This is a genomic window from Pseudomonas yamanorum, from assembly GCF_013386765.1.
Lineage (GTDB): Bacteria > Pseudomonadota > Gammaproteobacteria > Pseudomonadales > Pseudomonadaceae > Aquipseudomonas > Aquipseudomonas yamanorum_A.
In genome coordinates this window covers 190,440-213,009 of sequence record NZ_JACARE010000018.1, presented here as the reverse complement: position 1 = coordinate 213,009, position 22,570 = coordinate 190,440, and the positions used below count along the sequence as shown (strand labels likewise).

Below are 22,570 nucleotides of genomic sequence, written 5' to 3'. Positions count from 1 at the left end.
GGTGCCGCTAACTCACTACCGCGGATGCCCACGCCTGGCCCAAGCGGCTCAGCGCGAGGCTGATTTGCGCTTCAGGCACGGCGGCGAAGCCCAGGACCAGCCCGGCATGCCGGTCGGGCAAGGGGCTGGAGTCGGGCAACCAATAGCTGCTCAGCCCGTTGATTTCCACACCCACCGCTGCGGCCTGGGCAACCAGAACCCGCTCCCGCGCCAGATCATCCACCGGCACCGTCAGGTGCAAGCCGGCCGCCACACTGGGCAGTTTGCCAATGCCGTCGATGCCCTCGGGCCATTCGCCAAGCAAGGTGTTCAAACGGCTCAAGGCGGCGCGGCGCATGCGTCGCACATGCCGTTGGAAATGCCCGGCCGCCATGAACTCGGCCATCACCGCCTGGGTACTGACCTCGGAATGGCGCACATCCACCGCCCGGCGCCGGGCGAAGGCCTGCACCAAATTCTGGGGCAATACCAGATAGCCCAGGCGCAATGCCGGAAACGCCACCTTGCCGAATGTGCCGACGTAGAGCACTCGCCCGCTGCGGTCCAGCGCCGCCAACGGCGCCAGCGGTGCGCCGCTGTACCGGTACTCGCCGTCGTAATCGTCCTCGATGATCCAGCCCCCGGTGCGCTCGGCCCAGGCCAGCAGTTCCAGGCGCCGCGCCAGGCTCATCACCACGCCCAACGGGTACTGGTGAGAAGGCGTGACATAGGCCAGGCGACACTGGTCGATGGCATGCAGCGCCGTGCAATCGATGCCCTCGCCGTCCACAGCCACCCCGTGAAGTTTCGCCCCGGCAATCGCGAAGGCATGGCCTGCGGCGCGGTACCCCGGGTTTTCCACCGCCACGCTGTCCCCCGGCGCCACCAGCAGCTGTGCACAAAGGCTGATTGCCTGCTGTGCGCCACTGGTGATCACTATTTGCTCAGCCGTGCACTGCATGCCGCGGGAACTGCGCAAGTACGCAGCGATCAGGCCGCGCAAGCGCTCGTCACCTGCCGGGTCGCCATAACACAGTTGCTGCAGGTCCGGCTTGCGCCAGAAAGCCGCATTCAGCTTGGCCCACACGTCAAAGGGAAACAGATCGAAGGCCGGCACGCCCACCCGAAACGCCCGTGGCGGTCCCGTTGGCGGGAGGGGCAAATGGTTACTTTCCACTCGCCCCAAGGCGGGGCTGTGGATAACCTGGCTGGATGAAACCACAGGTAAATCCAGCCAATTTGTGGATAACCCTGGGGATAAGACTGTGGAAAACCCTGTGGATACTTTTGTGGATAATTTTTTGTCGACGGCCCGGGTTTGCGGCAACTGCGCGACGTAAGTGCCATCCCCGACCCGACCTTCGATAAAACCTTCTGCATACAGCTGGTCGTAGGCGCGCACCACACTGTTGCGGGAGATCGACAACGCCGCCGCCAGGTCGCGGCTGGCGGGCAGCCGGGTGCCGCTCACCAGCCGCCCGTCCAGCACCCGTTGGCGTAGTGCCTGGTAAAGCTGGCGCGTCAGGCCTTGACGGCGATCCAGTTCAATTCCGGCGGGGTTGAACGACAACGGTGGCTCAATCGGAGGCATGACATTGGACCTATGAAATTGGTGCTAGATGGCTCTTACAACGAACCAATAGCCTGCCTAGGATGCAGGCATTCGCCAAGGAAAATCTTCATGTACACACCACGCGCCTTTGCCCTCGACGACTTGCCCGAAATCCAGCAACTGATCCAGCACACCCGCCTGGCGCAGCTGATCACCTTTGGCGAGCAAGGCCTGCAAGCCAGCCACTTGCCGCTGCTGCTCAACCCCGACGAAGGCCCCAACGGCACGCTGTACGGGCACATGGCCAAAGCCAACCGCCAGTGGCAGGACCTGCAGAATGGCAGCGAAGCCCTGGTGATTTTTGCTGGCGCCGAGGCCTACATCAGCCCGGCGTTTTACCCGGCCAAGGCTGAGCATGGCAAAGTCGTGCCCACCTGGAACTACATCGCGGTACACGCCTACGGCAGCGCCGAGGTGTTCACCGATGCCGAGCGCCTGCTCGCGCTGGTCAGCGCCCTCACCGACCGCCACGAAGGCAATCGTACCCAGCCGTGGAAAGTCAGCGACGCGCCGGCCGACTACATCGACGGCATGCTCAAGGCCATCGTCGGCTTTGCCCTGCCGATCCAGCGCCTGGAAGGCAAACGCAAACTCAGCCAGAACCGCAGCGCGGCGGATATCGCCGGCGTTCGCGAAGGGTTGGCCGCCAGCACCGACGTGCGCGACCAGACCCTCGCCCGCTTTATTCCCAAGGAGCCAACATGAGCCAGATCGAGATTCGCCCAGTCACCGCCGCCGACCACGCCGCATGGCTGCCCCTGTGGCAGGCCTATCTGCGTTTCTACAACACCGAGCTGCCGGACGCCGTCAGCCAGAACACCTGGCAACGCCTGATCGACGCCAGCGAGCCCACCCATTCGGCGCTCGCCTGGCAGGACGGCAAGGCCGTGGGCATGGTCAACTTCATCTACCATCGTTCCAACTGGAGCATTGAAAACTCCTGCTACTTGCAGGACCTGCTGGTCGACCCGGCCCAACGCGGCACCGGCGTCGGCCGCAAACTGATCGAATTCGTCTACGCCACCGCCAAGGCCGACGGCTGCTGCAAGGTTCACTGGCTGACCCACGATACCAACGCCACCGCCATCCAGCTGTACGAACGCATCGCCGAACGCCCCGGCTTTATCCAGTTCCGCAAAGGTCTTTAAGGAGAGCAGCATGTCGACATCATTGGCCGATTGGAAAGGTGTTCCGGCGCCCACCGCGACCGTTATCGAAGGGCGCTTCATCCGCCTCGAAAAACTCGACCCGGCCCGCCATGGCGATGGTTTGTGGCAAGCCCTGCAAGGCCCCGGTGCCGACCCGAAGTTGTGGGACTATTTGCCATACGGCCCGTTTCTGGAGCGCGCCGCCTTCGATGCCTGGCTGAACAACCATGCAGCCAACAGCGACCCGTACTTCTTCAGCGTGATCGACAAAGCCAGCGGCGACGTACAGGGCATCCTCAGCCTGATGTCCATCGTCCCGGCCCAGGGCCGCATCGAAATCGGCCACGTCACCTTCGGCGCGCCGATGCAACGTTCACCAAAAAGCACCGAGGCGGTGTACCTGCTGGCCAAGTACTCGTTCGAACAGGGTTACCGTCGCCTGGAATGGAAGTGCAACAACGGCAATGCCCGCTCCAAATACGCGGCCGAGCGGTTGGGATTCAGCTTTGAAGGGGTGTTTCGCCAGCACATGGTGGTCAAGGGGCAGAACCGGGATACCGCGTGGTATTCGATCCTGGATGGGGAATGGCCAGCGATTGGGGCGGGGTTTGAAGCGTGGCTGTCGGATGCAAACCAGGCGGGCTCCGGTCAATTGAAAACACTGGCAGAGTGCCGAACCTGAATCTATAAAACGCCACCAAACACCTGTGGGAGCTGGCTTGCCTGCGATAGCGGTGGCTCAGTCACTGACTGCGTCGACTGACACACCGCCATCGCCTTTCCTACATATTTCTACGGACCTTCACCACCCCCATCTTCAACCCAAACGGCCTGAATACCGCATTCAACGATTTGAGCGTCTGATTGCCCTCGCCATGTTCGATATGTACCAAGGTGCGCACTGAAATTTTGCACATCTTGGCGAATTGGCTTTGGTGAAGACCGGTGACTTCGTTTCGCAAGCGACGCACGGCTTCGCCTATCTCAAGCGAACCATCCGCTAACCCTTGCTCAATGCTCTCAATTAAAAGGGCACGAGCATCAATGGTAATCGTCATCTCAACCCCCACTCCTGTAATCGCTGGTCAAGCTTCCCGAGGGGGATGTGACGATGGTTCATAGTGACTGACGGCAGCCCACTGCCCGCCAAAATATCCGGCAACGCACGCAAATGATCGGCATCTTTGCGCAACCGCTCAAAGGCTTGTTCGGGATCCACAATGCCAACCAACGCATCGCACACCCCGCGCCAATCTATCTGACCGCCCACTTCTAAGTTTTTTGGCCACTTGGTTGTTCGGGGAATACCTTCAGCGTCCATTACCATGGGTGCCAAATCATAAATCGGTGCCAGTCGCAACGAGTCCTCCCCCCGGATAATCGAAGTGTTACGTCCATGATTGTCTGAGTTGCCCAAAATTTTATTCAATAGGTCCCGGCGCAGATATTCCGCCACCAGTTCGTCTGTTTGGTCGCCCTGACCCGCACTGTTCCATTGGTTGACCAACAACCGGACCACCTCCATATGGTCCATTCTGGCACCAGGGATGACCTCATTCGCCAGGGAGTAGATCGACTCAATAGCAAGACGCTCGACTCCTTGATCAGTAACCTTGCGATCAAAGCGGTGCATCCACAGGCTAGGCTTGGCGGCCTCTTCCAATGCAAGCCCCTGGGCGGCAACCGTTTCGATTCCCAGTACCTGGAGTGCTTTGTAGTAGTGAAACTCGCTTCTCAATATGTCTTGGTCATTCTGGGTCGCGTTATTGCGGGCAAACTTGATAAACCAGTGTTGAGATACATCCGCATCAACCAATATGGCATCCGGATACAGGAGCCCTTCTGCATCTTCAGCCATCAATAACTTAGGTGCTTCCCCGCCCGCCCCACTTGCACCGCCAATAGCCGCGCCTTGTTCATAGGCATACTCCAGGAAATTCTGGTCTCGTATAACGACCTCGTTGCGAGGAAACCCGATGGGAGGCCTGTCATCCACTACCTCGACTGACTCCTTGATTCGCATATTGCCAATCGGTGCTGGCGTACTGCGGCCCAGCAAAAATAAATCGGCACTTAGATAGTCAGGCTTCTCTCGACCGACATGCTCCATGAGAAATCGCTTTGCCGCACCCGCAGGTGCGATGTCGTGTAGAAAGGCAGGGGCCGTCTTCAGAAATTTAACATCCCAATCCAAAGGCACTCGCGCACTAACGGCTTTGGAAAAAGGTAACTGAATATCCTCAAGATTTTCGACGAGATAGTCCTGCCTATAAGCAAACTGACAAGGCCCGTCGAAGCCCTTTTGCGGCTCAGTAAATTCCAATCGCACAGCGTCATGCCAACGGCCGTTGGCAAATATCTGAAGCATCAATCGGTAGGTGGTCGCCATCTGCAATTTAATGCACCTATAGGGGAATTGGGTCACTCAAAAATGCAATATAGTGCATAAACCGCTTTGTCGCAGATTATATTTATGCATTAAAATGCATATCCTGATGAAGTCATGGCCCTACAACGCAATAAAATGCAAATCTACTCCCATTTTGCTCCCCGCCATCATTCTGTAAAAAACCTCCGCTATACAGGTCGACTCTTTTCTAAAAACAAGGACGTCCGCCATGCCTCCGTCACCCCAGCGCCTCGCACTCACCCTCGGCCTGCTGGTGGGCAGCAGTTTGGCTGACGCAGCACCCGCTCCACCCAAGACATTGCAGATCGACACCCCGACCACCACCGCGCTCACCCTGGGCGGCAGTGACTCGCTGACAATCTCGGCACCCGGTAGCGTCACCACCAATAAAGTGGCCGTCACCTTGGCTGGCAGCACCAGCGGCAATGGCGTAGTGATCGACAACTCCGGCAGCATCATCTCCACCGGCGGCCGCGCCATCGACAGCAACGGCGACCTCACCGGCACGCGCAATTACAGCATCTACAACCGCGCCGGCGGCGTGATCCAGGGCGCCAACGACGCGCTGCGCATCGACAGCAATTTCGCCAGCGGCAGCCTGTTGATCGACAACAGCGGCACCATTCGCTCCGCCACCGGCCAAGGGCTGGACCTGGATGCGATCCGCAGCCCCAATGTCACGACCACCATCATCAACCGCCTGGGCGGGTTGATTCGCGGCGACGCCAGCGACGGCATGAAGACCGGCGCCAACGCCACCATCACTAACTACGGTGAGATTTCCACCGGCGACACCTTCTCCCGGGACGACAAGTTCGACGGCGTCGACATCGACTCCGCCACCGGCGTGACGGTGACCAACTACGGCCTGATTTCCGGCGGGCGCCACGGCATCACCACCGACCTGGGCGCCACGCTGACCAACTACGGCACGGTGATCGGCCGCAACGGCTCGGGCTTTGGTTCCGACGGCGACGGCACGGTGATCAACCACGGCACCATCACCGGCGCCTATTCCGGGCTGCAACCCGATGGCGACGGCGATGGCGTGGACATCGACAAAATCGCCCACATCGAAAACTACGGCATCATCCAGGGCGTGGGCGCCGGTGGCGTGGACAAGAACGGCTTTGCCAACGGCAGCGAAGGCATCGCCCTCGGCGGTGGCTACGTGTTCAACGGCGTCGGTGCATTGGTAAGCGGTGCCAACAACGCGATCCTGGTGGACGACGGCAGCGACGGCCCGGGACTGGCAGCCACCACCCTGATCAACCATGGCACCATCCAGGGCCTGAACGGCTTCGGCGTGAAGTTCGTCGGCGAGTTTGCCGACGCGGTGGTCAACGCAGGCACCATCAGCGGCAGCAACGGCCTGGCCCTGGATCTGGGCGGCGGCGATGACACGCTGACCCTGCTCCGTGGCAGCCGCTTCGTCGGCGTGGTGGACGGCGGCACGGGCTACGACCGCCTGACCATGGACGACGCCGCCGGCGGCAGTTTTGGCGACAGCCGCAACTTCGAATGGCTGGACGTCAAGCAAGGCACCTGGACCCTCACCGGCAGCGGCGATTTCAGCGACGGCGGCGAGATTTTCAGCGGCGCCAAGCTGATCAACCAGGGCGGGATCGCCGGCAACCTGACCGTCGATGAAGGCGGTATTTATGCCGGTGGCGGCAGCGTCGGCAGCCTGTTGGTCAAAGGCACCTTGCAGACCAATACCGCACTCGGCACCGCCAGCATCACCCGCGACCTGACCATGACCGGCGGCTCGACCCTGGCCTATGGCGTGAACGCCGACGGCAGCAGCGCCCCGGTGCAGGTCGGTGGCACCGCCTACCTGAATGGCGCGACCCTGGCGATCAATCCCGGCAGCGGCACCTACCCGTGGCAGAGCCACTACACGGTGCTGCAAGCCGGCAGTATCAATGGCACGTTCGGCAAGGTCACCAGCGACTATGCCTTCCTCACGCCGACCCTGGATTACAGCCCCACCCAGGTCGGCCTGACCTATACCCGCAACGATGTGGCCTTCAATCAATTCGCCAACACCGGCAACGGCACCAGCGCCGCCAACGCCCTGGCGAGCCTGGGCAAGAACAACGCGCTGTATAACGCCCTGCTCAACACCACCAACAGCAGCGCCGGTGCTGCCATCGAACAACTGGCGGGCAGCAGCACTGCCAACCTGACCAGCGCCACCCTTGGCGCCAGCGCCCAGGTGGGCAACAGCATGCTGAGCGCCATGCATCAACTGGGTGGAGGCGCAGGATTGCTGGTGGGCCTCGATCAAAAAGACACGCCGGTATTGGCCGCCACCGGCGTACCCGCCGAGGCGCGCAACCTCAATGACCCCAATGCCCGGGGCCGCCTGTGGCTGCAAGGCATCGGCAGCTACGGCAAGCTCGACGGCGACCATGGCAGCAACGGCCTGACCCAGCGCACCAAAGGCAGCGTGCTGGGTGCCGACTGGGCACTCGATTCGGACTGGCGCGTAGGTGTGCTGGGCGGTTACTCGAAGACCGACCTGGACACCACGGGCGTCGACGGCAGCGTCGACAGCTGGCACGCCGGCGTCTACGCCATGCGCCAGAGCGGCTCGCTGGCCTTGCGCCTGGGCGCCGCCTACAGCGGGCATCAGGGCGACAGCAAACGCACCGTAGCCTTCGACGGTTTCAGCGACCGGCCCAAAGGTGACTACGACGCCAACAGCCAGCAAGCCTTCGCCGAACTGGGTTACGCCATGGGCAGCGGGCGCCTGAGTGCCGAACCGTTCGCCAACCTCGGCTACCAGCGCTACCACCGCGACAGCTACAACGAAAAAGGCGGTGCCGCGGCCCTGCATGTCGACGGGCAAACCCAGGATAATTTCAGCAGTACCTTCGGCCTGCGCCTGGCGCACCTGAGCCAACTGGACAATGGCATCAGCCTCACGCCACGGGTCAGCGCCGGCTGGAAACACACCTACGGCGATGTCGACAGCAGCACGCGCCAGGCCTTCCTGATGGGCGGCACCGCGTTCAATGTCGAAGGCAGCGCCCTGGACCGCGACAGCCTGCTGCTGGAGGCCGGCCTGGACGTAGGCCTGTCGGCCCGCCATACCTTAGGTGTGGGCTACACCGGAGAAATAGGCAGTAACAGCCGCAATCACGGGCTGATCGGGCAATGGCAGATGAGTTTTTAATCGTCGCCCACTAGAGACTTCTCCCGCACGCGACGGGTCGGCAGCCTGACATTTATCTGCCCGTCACCTCGCTAAATTCCCGGCCTCATCCATCAAGAGGTCGGGTCTACATGCCGTTCATAAAGAAAAAAATCGCGTTCGCCATCACCCTCACCCTGGGTCTTGCCAGCGTCCAACACGCCTTGGCACGCGGGGATATCGAGCCCGACAGTGAGTGGATAACCCCTACACCCGTCGGCGGCTACCCTGCTCATCCGGAGCCCAGCCATGACTTTCACTTCGCCGACCACGCTACCACCCACAATGGCCAAAGCATCGCCCGTGTGCTGGATCACGCCCTGGATACGCTGCTGGCATCAGGCGAGCTGAACGAGTGGGAAGAGTACGAAGTTGAAAATTTTGCCCGGGAGCTGGGCAACTTGCAGCCCGGGCGCCTGGGTGCGTTCCTTGAGCAACTGGCAGGCAGCCAGAATGCCAACCTGGCTGCCGCCACCCAGAACAGCCAGAAAGCCCTGAACAACAGCCTGCTTTCAGCGATGCGTCAGTTGAGTGACACACACAACACCGGCGGTGCCCCACGCGTCTGGCTACAGGGCCTGGAAAACAGCGGCAAGCTCTACGGGCAGCACGGCGGCCTCGGCTTGCGGCAACACACCCAGGGCCTGGTGCTGGGCACCGACTGGGCGGTGGACCACGCCTGGCGCGTCGGCGTGCTGGGCGCCAAATCCGCCAGCGACCTGAGTGCCAACCGCTTCAACGGCACGCTGGACAGCTGGCACCTGGGCGGTTACGCAGTGCGTCAGGACGGGCCTCTGGCGCTGCGCCTGGGAGCAATCCATAGCAGCCACACCGGCGAGAACAAGCGCAGCGTCGACTTCAATCTGGTGGATTACCGGGAACAACTCAGTGGCAAGTACAGCGCCCAAAGCCAGAATACCTTCGCCGAGCTGGGCTACCAGCTGGGCACCGACGGCTTCAGTGCCGAACCCTTCGGCGGCCTGGGCTACCAGCGTTATCACCGCGGCCGTTACCAGGAAAAAGGCGGCATCAACGCCCTGAACGTCGACAAACAGACCCAGCAAAATCTCAGCAGCACCTTCGGCGTTCGCCTGGCCAGCGCCTACACCCTGGACGGTCAAATGGTCCTCAAACCCCACTTGAGCACGAGCTGGAAACACCTCTACGGCGATGTGGGCAGCCGCGTTCGCCAATCCTCCGCCTGGGTAAAAAGGCCTGGCTTCAACAGCAACTTCACGATTGAGGGCGCCTCCCTGGACCGGGACAGCGTGGCCATTCACACCGGGCTCGACCTGGCGCTGTCGAAACGACACACCGTGGGCCTGGCCTACACCGCAGAGTTCGCCAGCAGCAGTCGCAACCAGGGCCTGACCGGCCAATGGACCCTGGCGTTCTGATTCTGCAGGCGAAAAAAAAGGGGGCACATGCCCCCCCGAGGTTTAAGCGGTAGTCACGAAGGCTGTTGTTCAGCCTTCGATTTCAATCAGGATTTCACCCGGGTTGACCCGGTCGCCCTTGGCCACGTGAACGGCGGTGACCTTGCCGGCGATGGCCGCCTGCACTTCGGTCTCCATCTTCATCGCTTCAGTGATCAGCACGGCCTGGCCGGCTTTGACCACGTCACCTTCCTTGACCAGCACGTCGACGATATTGCCCGGCATCGCGGTGCTGACATGGCCTGGCGCGGTAGCGTGCTTGCGCTTGCTGCCGCCACTGCTGACGAACTCGTTGAGCGGTTCGAACACCACTTCTTCCGGCATGCCGTCGATGGACAGGTAGAAGTGGCGCTTGCCTTCAGCCTTGACGCCAACCCCTGTGATGTCCACGCGGTAGCTCTCGCCGTGCACGTCGATCACGAACTCGGTCGGCACGCCTTCACCACCGGCACGGGCCACGCCGCCGGCTTCAGGAATCGGCAACAGCACTTCAGGGTTCAAGGTGCCGGCGTCGCGCTCTTCGAGGAACTTGCGCCCGATGTCCGGGAACATCGCGTAGGTCAGCACGTCTTCTTCGGACTTGGCCAACGCACCGATTTCGCCGCGCAGCTTGGTCATTTCCGGCTTCAGCAGGTCGGCCGGGCGAACGTCGATCACCTCTTCGCTGCCGATGGCCTGGCGCCGCAGTTTTTCATTCACGGTGCCCGGCGCCTTGCCGTAGCCGCCTTGCAGGTACAGCTTCACTTCGTTGGTGATGGTCTTGTAGCGCTCACCGGCCAGTACGTTGAAAAACGCCTGGGTGCCGACGATCTGCGAGGTCGGGGTGACCAGTGGCGGGAAGCCGAGGTCTTCACGCACCCGCGGAATTTCCGCCAGCACTTCGCTCATGCGGTTCAGCGCGCCCTGCTCTTTCAACTGGTTGGCCAGGTTGGAAATCATCCCGCCCGGTACCTGGTTGACTTGCACACGGGTATCGACGGCGGTGAATTCACTTTCGAACTGGTGGTACTTCTTGCGCACGGCGTAGAAGTACAGGCCGATTTCCTGCAGCAGTTCCAGGCTGAGGCCGGTGTCGAATTCGCTGCCTTTGAGGGCCGCGACCATCGACTCGGTGCCCGGGTGGCTGGTGCCCCAGGCGAAGCTGGAGATGGCGGTGTCGATATGGTCGGCACCGTTTTCAATCGCCTTGAGCTGGCACATCGCAGCCAAACCGGCGGTGTCATGGGAGTGGATGAAGATCGGCAGGCTTTGCTCGGCCTTCAGCGCCTTGACCAGTTCGCCAGTGGCGTATGGGGTCAGCAAGCCGGCCATGTCCTTGATCGCGATCGAGTCGCAACCCATGGATTCCAGCTGCTTGGCCTGGGCCACGAACGCCTCGACGGTGTGCACCGGGCTGGTGGTGTAGGCGATGGTGCCCTGGGCGTGTTTGCCGGCGGCTTTTACCGCTTCGATGGCCACCCGCAGGTTACGCACATCGTTCATGGCGTCGAAAATGCGGAACACGTCGATACCGTTGACGGCAGCCTTGGCAACGAAGGCTTTGACCACGTCGTCGCTGTAGTGGCGGTAGCCCAACAGGTTCTGGCCACGCAGCAACATTTGCAGGCGCGTGTTAGGCAGTGCCGCACGCAGTTTGCGCAGGCGCTCCCACGGGTCTTCTTTCAGGAAGCGTACGCAGGCGTCGAAGGTGGCGCCGCCCCAGACTTCCAGGGACCAGTAGCCGACTTTGTCGAGCTTGTCGCAGATCGGCAGCATGTCGTCGGTGCGCATGCGGGTCGCCAGCAACGATTGGTGGGCGTCGCGCAGGATGGTGTCGGTTACGAAGATCTTCTTGCTCATTCTTATATTCCTCACAGGCCTGCGTGGGCGGCGATGGCGGCGGCGATGGCCAGGGCCAGCTCTTCGGGTTTGCGCTTGATCGAGTAGTTGGTCAGCTCAGGGTGGCTTTCCACGAAACTGGTGTTGAACTGGCCGCTGCGGAATTCCGGGTTGCGCAGGATTTCCTGGTAATAGGCGGCGGTGGTCTTCACGCCTTGCAGGCGCATGTCGTCCAGGGCGCGCAGGCCACGGTCCATGGCTTCTTCCCAGGTCAACGCCCACACCACCAGCTTCAGGCACATGGAGTCATAGAACGGCGGGATGGTGTAGCCGGTGTAGATCGCCGTGTCGGTGCGCACGCCGGGACCGCCGGGCGCGTAGTAACGGGTGATCTTGCCGAAACTTGGAAGGAAGTTGTTCTTCGGGTCTTCGGCGTTGATGCGGAACTGCAACGCGAAACCCCGGTGCTGGATGTCTTCCTGCTTGACCGACAGCGGCAGGCCCGACGCGATGCGGATCTGCTCACGCACGATGTCGATGCCGGTGATTTCCTCGGTGATGGTGTGCTCCACCTGCACCCGGGTGTTCATTTCCATGAAGTACACCTCGCCCTCGGCGAGCAGGAACTCCACGGTGCCGGCGTTCTCGTAGCCCACGGCCTTGGCGGCGCGCACCGACAGGTCGCCGATATAGGCGCGCTGTTCCGGGGTCAGCTGGGGGCTTGGGGCGATTTCGATCAGCTTCTGGTTGCGGCGCTGGATCGAGCAATCGCGCTCGAACAGGTGCACCACGTTGCCAAAGCTGTCACCGAGGATCTGCGCCTCGATGTGCTTGGGATTGACGATGCATTTTTCCAGGAACACTTCCGCCGACCCGAACGCCTTGGTGGCTTCGGAGATCACGCGGGGGAAAGCTTGTTCGAGTTCTTCACGGCTATTGCAGCGACGAATGCCGCGACCGCCACCACCGGAGGTGGCCTTGAGCATCACCGGGTAACCGATACGGTCGCCTTCGGTCAGGGCTTCGGCGATGTCGGCAACGTTGCCTTCGGTGCCAGGGGTGACCGGTACGCCGGCCTTGATCATGCTGCGGCGGGCTTCAGTCTTGTCGCCCATGCGGCGAATCACTTCCGCCGACGGGCCGATGAACTTGATCCCACGTTCGGCGCAAATATCTGCCAGCTCGGCGTTTTCCGAGAGGAAGCCGTAGCCGGGGTGCAGCGCGTCGCACCCGGTTTCCACCGCCAGGTTCACCAGCTTGCGCGGGTTCAGGTAACCGGCCAGCGGCTCGGCACCGATGCTGTGGGCTTCATCTGCGCGCTTTACATGCAGTGCATGGCGATCGGCATCGGAATAGACCGCGACCGAACGAATACCCATCTCGGCGCAGGCACGCACGATACGTACGGCAATCTCACCACGGTTGGCGATCAGGATCTTTTTTATCACTTGGAAATTCCCTTGAGCCGATTGCTACCTACTTCGACCCTGGAGGCGGGTCGGCGCGTGACCAAATGTTTCATGGCAGTCGCGTGACACACACTATGCCCCTGCAGGGATTAACAAAAATCAATAATAATTGGGTTGTGTATAAGCAAAGACTTATAGTCGTCGCATCAGAGGTCGACGGGAGTGCTTGAATAATGCGTAAGTCATTGATGCGTATGACATTGCGTCAGTTGCAGATTTTCAATGAAGTCTGTGATTTGCGTTCCTACAGCCGCGCAGCCGAGGAAATGTCACTCACGCAACCGGCCGTTAGCCTACAAATCAAGCAGCTGGAAGAGCTGCTGGGCCAGCCGCTGTTCGATTACGTCGGCAAAAAGCTCTATATGACTGAAGCAGCTGAAGCCCTGCAACGGGCCAGCCGCGACATCTTCGGGCGCCTGGAAAACCTCGACATGCAGCTCTCGGACATGCAGGGCTCGCTGCAAGGCCAGCTGAAGCTGGCGGTGGAGTCCAGCGCCAAGTACTTCGTGCCGCACCTGTTTGCCGCCTTCAAGCGCCAGCACCCGGAGGTCAACCTGCACCTGACGGTGGTCAACCGCGCCCAGGTGATTCGCCGGCTTTCAGACAACCGGGATGACCTGGTGATCATGTCCATGGTGCCCCAGGACATGGGCCTGGAATTCCTGCCGTTCCTGAATAACCCGATTGTGGCGGTGGCGCCCCACGACCACCCGCTGAGTCATCAAGGGCCGTTGCGCCTGCAGGATCTTGAGCCTTACACGCTGCTGCTGCGCGAGCCGGGGTCCGGGACGCGGATGGCGTGCGAGGAGTACTTCAAGGAGAAGCGCGTGCATTTCACCCAGACGGTAGAAGTGTCTTCCGCCGAAGCGCAACGCGAGTGCGTGACCGCCGGGTTGGGCGTGGCGTTGCTGACGCGCCACGCGGTCAACCTGGAACTGGCCACCGGCGGGCTCAAGGAGCTGCCGGTGGAAGAGCTGCCGCTGTACCGCAGTTGGTGCCTGGTGCAGGCCAAGGCCAAGCGCCTGTCACCGGTTGCCCATGCGTTCCTGGGCTTTATCCGCAGCGAGCGGCTGCAGATCAGCGCCCTGGCTGAGCGCTTCGCTGGGCAGCTGCGGGCGCCTGCCAATGGAGTTCCGGATAGTCACTGATGCTCTGTTGCAATTGACGCTGATCGCAGCGGTCTTCAATTGCACGACGGAAGGCCATGCGGCGCTGGTCTTCCTGTTGGCGGCGGGTCTTGACGGTGCTGTTGCTTTCTTCGTATTGCCGAGCCATTTCGAGTCTCCCAATGCGAGTACGGGGAGTTCAGGATGGGCGCAGGCGATGACGGTTTGGCGGCGCGGGGATGACAGGACGATGAATCTTCTGAGGCTCAAACACGATCAACTGTAGGAGCTGGCTTGCCTGCGATAACGGTGCATCAGCCCATGAAGATGGCAACTGACAGATCGCTATCGCAGGCAAGCCAGCTCCCACACTTTGACCGAGTATGCCCTTGAGTCAGTCGTCGAGGGCTTTGACGGACTTGGGCGACAACCGAAGGCTGCGCAAGCTGCGCTTCACGCTCTTGAGGTGGTTGACCAGGCTCGGGCCGCGCGCCATGGCCACGCCCATCGCCAACACGTCGATCACCACCAAGTGGGCGATACGCGAGGTCAGCGGCGTGTAGATTTCGGTGTCTTCGTGCACGTCGATCGCCAGGTTGACGGTGGAAAGCTCCGCCAACGGTGTCTGGCTCGGGCACAGGGTAATCAGGGTCGCACCGCTTTCACGCACCAGGTTGGCGGTGATCAGCAGATCCTTGGAGCGGCCGGACTGGGAAATGCAGATCGCCACGTCGGTGGGCTTCAACGTCACCGCCGACATCGCCTGCATGTGCGGATCGCTGTAGGCCGCCGCCGTCAGCAGCAACCGGAAGAACTTGTGCTGGGCATCCGCCGCCACCGCACCGGACGCACCGAAACCGTAGAACTCCACGCGCTGGGCCTGGGACATGGCGGTCACGGCTTTTTGCAGTTCCACCGGGTCGAGCTTTTCCCGCACTTCCATCAGGGTGTGCAGGGTGGTGTCGAAAATTTTCAGGCTGTAGTCGGCGACGGAATCGTCTTCGTGAATCGCGAACTGGCCAAAGCTCGCACCGGCGGCCAGGCTCTGGGCCAGCTTGAGCTTCAAGTCCTGGAAACCGGAGCAACCGATGGCGCGGCAGAAACGCACGATGGTCGGCTCACTGATACCCACGCTGTGGGCCAGGTCGGCCATGGAACTGTGCATCACAGCCGCAGGGTCAAGCAGCACGTGATCGGCAACCTTGAGTTCCGATTTGCGTAACAGGTGGCGCGACTGGGCGATATGTTGCAACAGGTTCAAAGGGCAGGACTCTTGTTATGGGCGGAGCCAGGGATGTAGCAAGCTTGTAGTTATACTACAAGAATTACCGATTTGCCCGCTCGATGCATCACTAAATCGCGCTGCTGCCCGCTGATTCAGCGGGCAGGCTTGATGTAGCCCCGCGCGCGGCTTGGGCTCAACTACAGAAAATCGGCATTTTTTCGTAACAAATCCGCCAGGCCGTCTGCTTCCATCGGCCGACTGATCAAATAGCCCTGCACCTCGTCGCATTGCTCGGCCCGCAGGAAATCCAGCTGCTGCTGATCTTCCACGCCCTCGGCAACTACCTTCAGCGACAAGCCGTGGGCCATGGCGATGATGGCGCGGGTGATCGAAGCGTCTTCCCGCCCCTGGCCCAGGCCCCGGATGAAGGTCTGGTCGATCTTCACGTAGTCCACGGGGATGCGCTTGAGGTAGCTGAGGGACGAGTAGCCGGTGCCGAAATCATCGATCGCCAGCTTCACGCCCAGGTCGCGCAGTTGCTGGAAGGTCAAGATGATGTGCTCGACACTGTCGAGCAGTTGGCTTTCGGTCAGCTCCAGCTCCAGGTACTGCGGATCCAGCCCGGTCTCCTCCAGCACCTGACGCACCAGGCTGACCAGCTTGCCTTGGCGCAACTGATGCACCGACAGGTTGACCGACACACGGATCGGCGCCAGCCCCTGGCGCTGCCACTCACAGGCCTGCCAGCAGGCCTGACGCAACACGAACTCCCCCAGTGGCACGATCAGGCCGGTCTCTTCGGCCAGCCCGATAAAATCGCCGGGCGGCACCATGCCCCATTGGGGATGCTCCCAGCGAATCAACGCCTCGGCGGCATTCAACTTGCCGCTGGCCAGGCACAACTTCGGTTGGTAGAACACCGTGAGTTGACGCTCATCAATCGCCTTGCGCAGCTGGTTTTCCAACTGCAAACGCTCCAGGGTGCTGGCTTGCAGACTGTCGGTGTAGAACTGGAAATTGTTGCCGCCCAGATGCTTGGCGTGCTGCATGGCCATGTTCGACTGGCTGACCAGTGCGGAGATTTCCCGCGCATTGTCAGGCAACAGGCTGACGCCCATTGAGGCGCTGACCACCAGCTCGTGCCCTTCCACCGTCACCGGCACCCGCAACTTGGCCAGCAACCGTGTGGCCACCCGCGCCAGGCTCGACAGGTTGCCGTAGGCGTCGAACAACACGGCGAATTCATCGCCGGAAAGGCGTGCGATGGTGTCGGCCTCAGGCAAGGCGTTGATCAAGCGGCGGGCCATTTTCTGCAACAGCTGGTCGGCCACTTCATGGCCGAGGCTGTCGTTGAGCAGCTTGAAACGGTCCAGGTTGATATGCAGCAAGGCCAGGCTGCGGCCGCCCTGGCGCACCCGCTGGTGGGCTTCGCGCAGCCGCTCGCGGAACAGCGAACGGTTGGCCAGCCCGGTCAATTCGTCATAGTGAGTGAGGTAGCGCATGCGCTCCTCGGATTCGCGCCGCGCAGAAAGATCGGCGAAGAAGCCCACGATATGGCTGACGCTTCCTCGAACATCACGCACCACATTCAATTGCAGCCATTGCGGGTAGAGTTCGCCGTTCTTGCGGGTTTCCACCAGCTCACCCTGCCAGGTGCCGTGGCTGAGCAGCGCCTGGCGGATCACCGGGAAGTGGCGACGTGCGTCGCGGCTGCTGGGCAGCTCGACGACATTGCGGCCGATCATGTCGTCAATGTCGAAGCCGGTGACGCGGCTGAACGCCTGGTTGACGGCGATCAGCACGTAGTTCGGGTCGAGAATCACAATGCCTTCGCTGGCCGCCTCGAATACCGTCGACGCCAGGCGCTGCTCCTCCTCCAGAGCCTTGCCGGCGCTGATGTCGCGCCGGGTGCCCAGCATCCGCGTCACACGCCCGCTCGGCGAGCGCTCCACGGCGCGGCCACGGTCCTGGATCCACACCCAATGGCCGGCGCCATGGCGCACCCGGTATTCCACCAGGTAGTCCTCGCTGCGGCCTTTAAGGTGCTCCACCAGCGCGCGCTTGAGCAGTGGCAAGTCGTCCGGGTGCAGCCTTGGTTTGAGATGGCTGAGCATCGCCGTGACGTATTCCGGCTCCAGGCCGAACAGCTCCTTGAGCTGGGTGTGGTGGACCTCGTCGGTTTGCAGGTTCCAGTCCCACAGGCCCAGTTCGCTGGCCTGCAACGCCATCGCCAGGCGCGCCTCGCTTTTGCTCAGGGCCAGGCTCGCCGCGTCCAGCTCCTGGCTGCGCTGATCGACGCGCTGCTGCAGGCCGGTCTGTGCCTCGCGCAACTCTTGTTCAACCTGGCGCCGCTGCTCCACTTCGCGCACCAGTTTCTGATTGAGCTGCTCGCTACCGTGCTGCGCTTGCTGCAAATGCTCGATCAACGCCTGGTTCTGAAAACGCCGCAGCAGCCCGCGCTGAATCAGGCGATTGACCTGCCACGCCACCAGGCTCAGGGACGCCAGCAGGATCAGGCCCAAACAGCCCCAGCCCTGCTGCTGCGGATCGCCGCTCCAGAACAGATAGATAATCGCCGGCACCAGGCAAGGCACGGCAAACGACAGGAAGGCGGGCAGGCTGACGGCATAAGCAACGCTGGCGGACAAGGTCGCCGCACCCAGCAGGCCGAACACCCAGGCTTGTTGCGCGAAACTGTCCACCGGGACCAGGGCGATGGCGGCGCTGGCCAATGTCAGGCCACTGACCGCGGACCCCAGCATGAACATCCGCCGCCAGATCGGCTGCGCCTGGCGGCTGGGCATCGCGGAATCGAACGCCGCCACCTGAATCACCCGCAGGGCCACCAGCGCCAGCAGCCACACCAGCCAAATGCTGTCCAGCAGGTAGCGCTGCGGGCTCCAGAGCAACCAGGCGCAGACCAGTCCATTCACCAGCATTAATAAGGTAGGCAGCAGGGAGCCTTGGTAAAGCAGGCGCGTGCGCTCGACCGCCATCTCCATGGCGTAGTGTTTGCGGATAACCTGCGCCGGCGCCACCGAGGGGCCAGCCAGGTCAATGCTAAGGGTCATAGGCAGTGTTCTTATAATGGTGAGCCCGAAACGTGCACGGAGCATACACAAGCAAACGCCGGGGCCAAACTGCTCTACGTCATTAAAATATCGCAATAATTGGCCGCAAACCTTGGTCCCAGACGGTTTGAGTGAGACGGGGCGCGGGCTGTGGCCAATGACCGACCGGTCATCACCAGGCACTTATCAAAAACAGACCGGTGAAGTTTTCCATCGACCATCCGGCATTGGGATTTGCCCGACTCCCCCGGGCACCCTAGAATGCGCCGATGCGCGATGATCTCTCCCTTTTGCTGAACTCCCTCAACGATGCCCAACGCCAGGCTGTAGCAGCCCCCGTTGGCCGTCAGTTGGTCCTGGCCGGTGCTGGCTCCGGTAAAACCCGAGTGCTGGTGCACCGTATCGCCTGGTTGATCCAGGTCGAGAACGCCTCACCGCATTCCATCCTGTCGGTGACCTTCACCAACAAGGCCGCTGCCGAGATGCGTCATCGCATCGAGCAGTTGATGGGCATCAGCCCGGCCGGCATGTGGGTGGGCACCTTCCACGGCCTGGCGCACCGCCTGTTGCGGGCTCATTGGCAGGAAGCCGGGCTGAGCCAGACCTTCCAGATTCTCGACAGCGACGACCAGCAACGCCTGGTCAAGCGGGTAATCCGCGAGCTGGGCCTGGATGAACAACGCTGGCCGGTCCGTCAGGCCCAGTGGTTTATCAATGGCCAGAAAGATGAAGGCCTGCGCCCGCAACATATCCAGGCCAGCGGTGACCTGTTCCTGGCCACCATGCGCAGCATTTATGAAGCCTATGAAGTGGCCTGCCAACGCGCCGGCGTCATCGACTTCTCCGAACTGCTGCTGCGCGCCCTTGACCTGTGGCGCGACAACCCGGGCTTGCTGGCGCACTACCAGAAGCGCTTCCGCCACATCCTGGTGGACGAGTTCCAGGACACCAACGCCGTGCAGTACGCCTGGTTGCGCCTGCTGGCCAAGGGCGGCGACAGCCTGATGGTGGTGGGCGACGACGACCAGTCGATCTACGGCTGGCGCGGCGCGAAAATCGAGAACATCTACCAGTACAGCGACGACTTCCCGGACGCCGAAACCATTCGCCTGGAGCAGAACTATCGCTCCACCGCCGGGATCCTCAAGGCCGCCAACGCCTTGATCGCCAACAACACCGGGCGCCTGGGCAAAGAGCTGTGGACCGACGGCGGCGAAGGCGAGGCGATCAACCTCTACGCCGCCTTCAACGAGCACGATGAAGCGCGCTACGTGGTGGAAACCATCGAAAGCGCCCTGAAAACCGGCCTGGCCCGCAGCGATATCGCGATTCTTTACCGCTCCAACGCCCAATCGCGGGTGCTGGAAGAAGCCTTGCTGCGCGAACGCATTCCGTACCGCATCTATGGCGGCCAGCGCTTCTTCGAGCGTGCCGAAATCAAGAACGCCATGGCCTACCTGCGCTTGCTCGAAGGCCGTGGCAACGATGCGGCGCTGGAGCGGGTGATCAACATCCCGGCCCGTGGCATCGGCGAGAAGACCGTCGAAGCCATTCGTGACCACGCCCGCCACAGCGATGTGTCGATGTGGGAAGCGATGCGCCTGCTGATCGCCAACAAAGGCCTGACCGGCCGCGCCGCCGGCGCCCTGAGCGTGTTTGTCGAGCTGATCGAGAACCTGGCCGCCAAGTGCATGGAAATGCCCCTGCACCTGATGACCCAGACGGTGATCGAGCAGTCCGGTTTGATCGCGTACCACGAAGCGGAAAAAGGTGAGAAAGGCCAGGCACGGGTAGAAAACCTTGAGGAACTGGTCAGCGCCGCCCGCGCGTTCGAAAACACCGAAGAAGACGAAGACCTGACGCCATTGGCGGCATTCCTCGGCCACGCTTCTCTGGAAGCCGGCGACACCCAGGCTGACGAGCACGAAGACAGCATCCAGCTGATGACCTTGCACAGCGCCAAGGGCCTGGAATTTCCGTACGTGTTCCTGGTGGGCATGGAAGAAGGCCTGTTCCCCCACAAGATGAGCCTGGAAGAACCCGGCCGCCTTGAAGAAGAACGCCGCCTGGCCTATGTGGGCATCACCCGGGCCATGCAGAACCTGGTGATGACCTACGCCGAAACCCGACGCCTGTACGGCAGCGAGACCTACAACAAGGTATCGCGCTTCGTACGTGAGGTGCCCAAAGGCCTGATTCAGGAAGTGCGCCTGTCCAACAGCGTCAGCCGACCGTTCGGCGGCGGCCAGCAGCAGAACTCCAGCAGCATGTTTGCCGGCTCGGAAATCCCCGAGACGCCGTTCAGCCTTGGCCAGCAGGTCAAGCATGCGATCTTCGGCGAAGGCGTGATCCTCAACTTCGAAGGCGCCGGCGCCCAGGCCCGGGTGCAGGTGAACTTCGCCGAAGGCAGCAAGTGGCTGATGATGGGCTACGCCAAGCTCGAAGCAATCTGAAACAACTGTAGAAGATGAAGGATGTGGGTCCGCCCTTGTATTTGGCAGGGGTGGGGCCAATATCTGTAACAAGTCCTACAGACGATTCGGTATTGGCCCTACGCAAAAGCCCGAAACACTATGCCGCTAGCCACTGACATCACACCTGTGCAACATGGCGCGCGTGCAATCCACAAATGGGAATTCCCTTTATGAAACGTTTTCTTAGCATCGCCATGGCGTTGTGCATCGGCCTGACGATGAGCCTCGACGCCAACGCCAAGCGCTTCGGTGGCGGCAAATCCATGGGCTCGGCGCCGAGCCACCAGACCAGCCAAATGGCCCCATCCGGCGGCGGCATGGGCGGCGCAGCTGCGACCGCTGGTGCTGCCGGTGCCGCAGGCGCTGCTGCCAAGGCTGGCGGTGCTTCGCGCTGGTTGGGCCCTCTGGCCGGTATCGCGGCCGGCGGCCTGCTCGCCTCCATGTTCATGGGCGGCGGCTTCCAGGGCATGCAGATCTTCGACATCCTGATCATGGCGGTCATCGCCTTCCTGATCTTCCGCTTTATCGCCGCCCGTCGCCGCAAGCAACAGGAGCACATGGCTCCAGCCGGCGCGCCGATGCAGCGTGAAGTGTTCGAGCAAAAGCCAGCCCTGAACTCGATGTTTGGTGGTTCGGCCGCACCGGCTGCTGCTCGCCCGGTAATCAATGCGCCAGCCTGGTTCAACGAAGAGCGTTTCGTCGAAGCGGCCCGCAGCCACTTCCAGTCCCTGCAGCAACACTGGGACGCCAACGAAATGGACAAGATCGCCGAGTTCGTGACCCCGCAATTGCTGGAGTTCCTCAAGCGCGAACGTGCCGACCTGGGCGACGGCTTCCAGTCGACCTACATCGAAGACCTGAAAGTGCAGCTTGAAGGTGTGGACGACCGCGCCGACAAGACCATCGCCACCCTGACCTTCAGCGGCGTGTCGAAGACCTCGCGTTTCGACCAGGGCGAAGTGTTCAGCGAAAGCTGGAACATGGAACGCCCGCAAGGCGAAAACCAGCCTTGGCTGGTGGCCGGTATCCGCCAGAACGGCTGATCCCTGCACGCTTTGAGTGCGCTGTAACAAAAACCCCGGACTTGTCCGGGGTTTTCTATTTCACGGTTGCACTTATAGCGAGCTACTGTATAAAACGCCCCTATAAACCGCGCCATCTAGCAAGAGGATCCCGGCCGTGGAAGAAGTTATCGAACAATTGCGTGAAGCCAACGAACCGGTACCGGTTCCTCTGGAACTGCCTGACGAAGACCAACTGGTGGAAATCGAGGAACAACTGTTCATCGATATCCCGTTCGTCTTCCGTGAATTTCTGCTGACCGTCAGCGATGTGGTCTACGGCAGCCTGGAGCCGGTGACTGTCACCGACCCACAGTCCCACACCTACCTGCCGGACGTTGCCGCCAACGCCTGGGATGCCGGTGTTGACCGCAGCATGATCCCGATTTGCCAGGACGGCGACGACTACTACTGCGTCGAAGAAGACGGCACTGTGGTGCTGTGGTCCGGCGAAGAAGAACTCGTCACCGAAGAAACCTGGGAATCGGTGTGGCACTGGGCGCGGGACGTCTGGCTGGAAAGCTGAGACCTACTGTGTGCCGAGGGTGCTTGTTGTGGCGAG

At 61.6% G+C, this 22,570-nt stretch carries 18 protein-coding genes; 10 read left to right on the top strand and 8 right to left on the bottom strand.

Annotated elements, in window-relative coordinates:
* Positions 1-7: 7 nt before the first annotated feature.
* Positions 8-1,570 carry a MocR-like pyridoxine biosynthesis transcription factor PdxR gene (gene pdxR, locus HX875_RS14290; RefSeq protein WP_177043665.1) on the bottom strand — a complete coding sequence of 521 codons (1,563 nt, stop codon included), beginning with the start codon at positions 1,568-1,570 and terminating at the stop codon, positions 8-10.
* Between the two features lie 90 nt (positions 1,571-1,660).
* Between pdxR and HX875_RS14285 the strand changes: the two genes are divergently transcribed.
* From HX875_RS14285 to HX875_RS14275, 3 genes are read left to right on the top strand one after another with little or no spacing between them, the layout of a single operon-like run.
* Entirely contained in the window at positions 1,661-2,296 is a 636-nt protein-coding gene (locus tag HX875_RS14285) for an FMN-binding negative transcriptional regulator (protein WP_177043664.1), read from the top strand.
* Positions 2,293-2,739 carry a GNAT family N-acetyltransferase gene (locus HX875_RS14280; RefSeq protein WP_177043663.1) on the top strand — a complete coding sequence of 149 codons (447 nt, stop codon included), beginning with the start codon at positions 2,293-2,295 and terminating at the stop codon, positions 2,737-2,739. The genes HX875_RS14285 and HX875_RS14280 overlap by 4 nt, the downstream gene beginning before the upstream one ends.
* A gap of 10 nt (positions 2,740-2,749) precedes the next feature.
* The gene (locus tag HX875_RS14275) at positions 2,750-3,421 is read left to right on the top strand and encodes a GNAT family N-acetyltransferase (RefSeq protein ID WP_177043662.1); all 672 of its coding nucleotides are present in this window, start codon (positions 2,750-2,752) and stop codon (positions 3,419-3,421) included.
* A gap of 100 nt (positions 3,422-3,521) precedes the next feature.
* Here the strand turns inward: HX875_RS14275 and HX875_RS14270 are convergent, their stop codons facing one another.
* Together HX875_RS14270 and HX875_RS14265 are read right to left on the bottom strand one after the other, a co-directional pair.
* On the bottom strand, positions 3,522-3,797 hold the full coding sequence (locus HX875_RS14270) for a helix-turn-helix domain-containing protein (RefSeq protein WP_177043661.1): 276 nt from the start codon (positions 3,795-3,797) through the stop codon (positions 3,522-3,524).
* Entirely contained in the window at positions 3,794-5,128 is a 1,335-nt protein-coding gene (locus HX875_RS14265) for a HipA domain-containing protein (RefSeq protein ID WP_177043660.1), read from the bottom strand. Before HX875_RS14265 ends, HX875_RS14270 begins: the two co-directional genes overlap by 4 nt.
* A gap of 229 nt (positions 5,129-5,357) precedes the next feature.
* Here HX875_RS14265 and HX875_RS14260 point away from each other — a divergent pair, with 229 nt between their 5' ends.
* Entirely contained in the window at positions 5,358-8,330 is a 2,973-nt protein-coding gene (locus tag HX875_RS14260; protein WP_177043659.1) for an autotransporter outer membrane beta-barrel domain-containing protein, read from the top strand.
* Positions 8,331-8,440: 110 nt separating this feature from the next.
* Positions 8,441-9,745 (top strand): autotransporter outer membrane beta-barrel domain-containing protein, encoded by a 1,305-nt coding sequence (locus HX875_RS14255; RefSeq protein ID WP_177043658.1) that lies wholly within the window; start codon positions 8,441-8,443, stop codon positions 9,743-9,745.
* Positions 9,746-9,814: 69 nt separating this feature from the next.
* Here HX875_RS14255 and oadA read toward each other — a convergent pair whose 3' ends face one another.
* Together oadA and HX875_RS14245 are read right to left on the bottom strand one after the other, a co-directional pair.
* The gene (gene oadA, locus HX875_RS14250; RefSeq protein WP_177043657.1) at positions 9,815-11,623 is read right to left on the bottom strand and encodes a sodium-extruding oxaloacetate decarboxylase subunit alpha; all 1,809 of its coding nucleotides are present in this window, start codon (positions 11,621-11,623) and stop codon (positions 9,815-9,817) included.
* Between the two features lie 11 nt (positions 11,624-11,634).
* Entirely contained in the window at positions 11,635-13,050 is a 1,416-nt protein-coding gene (locus HX875_RS14245) for an acetyl-CoA carboxylase biotin carboxylase subunit (protein WP_003213442.1), read from the bottom strand.
* A 194-nt stretch (positions 13,051-13,244) separates the two neighbouring features.
* Between HX875_RS14245 and HX875_RS14240 the strand changes: the two genes are divergently transcribed.
* Positions 13,245-14,219, top strand: coding sequence for a LysR family transcriptional regulator (locus HX875_RS14240; protein WP_177043656.1), 975 nt, complete (start codon positions 13,245-13,247; stop codon positions 14,217-14,219).
* Here HX875_RS14240 and HX875_RS32760 read toward each other — a convergent pair.
* On the bottom strand, positions 14,149-14,346 hold the full coding sequence (locus tag HX875_RS32760; protein WP_084250771.1) for a PA3496 family putative envelope integrity protein: 198 nt from the start codon (positions 14,344-14,346) through the stop codon (positions 14,149-14,151). The two genes, HX875_RS14240 and HX875_RS32760, sit on opposite strands and share 71 nt — an antisense overlap.
* Here HX875_RS32760 and HX875_RS14235 point away from each other — a divergent pair.
* A complete protein-coding gene (locus HX875_RS14235) occupies positions 14,284-14,463 on the top strand; it encodes a hypothetical protein (RefSeq protein WP_256348109.1) in 180 nt (59 codons plus the stop codon). The two genes, HX875_RS32760 and HX875_RS14235, sit on opposite strands and share 63 nt — an antisense overlap.
* 108 nt (positions 14,464-14,571) lie before the next feature.
* Here HX875_RS14235 and hexR read toward each other — a convergent pair whose 3' ends face one another.
* Positions 14,572-15,438, bottom strand: a complete 867-nt coding sequence (gene hexR / locus HX875_RS14230; RefSeq protein WP_010168370.1) for a transcriptional regulator HexR — start codon at positions 15,436-15,438, stop codon at positions 14,572-14,574.
* Between the two features lie 161 nt (positions 15,439-15,599).
* Positions 15,600-18,473 carry a GGDEF domain-containing phosphodiesterase gene (locus HX875_RS14225; protein ID WP_177043654.1) on the bottom strand — a complete coding sequence of 958 codons (2,874 nt, stop codon included), beginning with the start codon at positions 18,471-18,473 and terminating at the stop codon, positions 15,600-15,602.
* A gap of 269 nt (positions 18,474-18,742) precedes the next feature.
* Between HX875_RS14225 and uvrD the strand changes: the two genes are divergently transcribed.
* The 3 genes from uvrD (at position 18,743) to HX875_RS14210 (ending at position 22,534) form a co-directional block, all read left to right on the top strand.
* On the top strand, positions 18,743-20,926 hold the full coding sequence (gene uvrD / locus HX875_RS14220) for a DNA helicase II (RefSeq protein ID WP_003213452.1): 2,184 nt from the start codon (positions 18,743-18,745) through the stop codon (positions 20,924-20,926).
* 191 nt (positions 20,927-21,117) lie between these two features.
* Positions 21,118-21,990, top strand: a complete 873-nt coding sequence (locus tag HX875_RS14215) for a Tim44 domain-containing protein (protein ID WP_177043653.1) — start codon at positions 21,118-21,120, stop codon at positions 21,988-21,990.
* Positions 21,991-22,126: 136 nt separating this feature from the next.
* Positions 22,127-22,534: an SMI1/KNR4 family protein gene (locus HX875_RS14210; protein ID WP_003213456.1), complete on the top strand. Its 408-nt coding sequence runs from the start codon at positions 22,127-22,129 to the stop codon at positions 22,532-22,534.
* The last annotated feature ends 36 nt before the right edge of the window (positions 22,535-22,570 follow it).

Bases quoted from the DNA above. Each gene is read 5' to 3' on its own strand.
- pdxR (WP_177043665.1), bottom strand. From the start codon at position 1,570: ATGCCTCCGATTGAGCCACCGTTGTCGTTCAACCCCGCCGGAATTGAA.
- HX875_RS14285 (WP_177043664.1), top strand. From the start codon at position 1,661: ATGTACACACCACGCGCCTTTGCCCTCGACGACTTGCCCGAAATCCAG.
- HX875_RS14280 (WP_177043663.1), top strand. From the start codon at position 2,293: ATGAGCCAGATCGAGATTCGCCCAGTCACCGCCGCCGACCACGCCGCA.
- HX875_RS14275 (WP_177043662.1), top strand. From the start codon at position 2,750: ATGTCGACATCATTGGCCGATTGGAAAGGTGTTCCGGCGCCCACCGCG.
- HX875_RS14270 (WP_177043661.1), bottom strand. From the start codon at position 3,797: ATGACGATTACCATTGATGCTCGTGCCCTTTTAATTGAGAGCATTGAG.
- HX875_RS14265 (WP_177043660.1), bottom strand. From the start codon at position 5,128: ATGGCGACCACCTACCGATTGATGCTTCAGATATTTGCCAACGGCCGT.
- HX875_RS14260 (WP_177043659.1), top strand. From the start codon at position 5,358: ATGCCTCCGTCACCCCAGCGCCTCGCACTCACCCTCGGCCTGCTGGTG.
- HX875_RS14255 (WP_177043658.1), top strand. From the start codon at position 8,441: ATGCCGTTCATAAAGAAAAAAATCGCGTTCGCCATCACCCTCACCCTG.
- oadA (WP_177043657.1), bottom strand. From the start codon at position 11,623: ATGAGCAAGAAGATCTTCGTAACCGACACCATCCTGCGCGACGCCCAC.
- HX875_RS14240 (WP_177043656.1), top strand. From the start codon at position 13,245: ATGCGTAAGTCATTGATGCGTATGACATTGCGTCAGTTGCAGATTTTC.
- HX875_RS32760 (WP_084250771.1), bottom strand. From the start codon at position 14,346: ATGGCTCGGCAATACGAAGAAAGCAACAGCACCGTCAAGACCCGCCGC.
- HX875_RS14225 (WP_177043654.1), bottom strand. From the start codon at position 18,473: ATGACCCTTAGCATTGACCTGGCTGGCCCCTCGGTGGCGCCGGCGCAG.
- uvrD (WP_003213452.1), top strand. From the start codon at position 18,743: ATGCGCGATGATCTCTCCCTTTTGCTGAACTCCCTCAACGATGCCCAA.
- HX875_RS14215 (WP_177043653.1), top strand. From the start codon at position 21,118: ATGAAACGTTTTCTTAGCATCGCCATGGCGTTGTGCATCGGCCTGACG.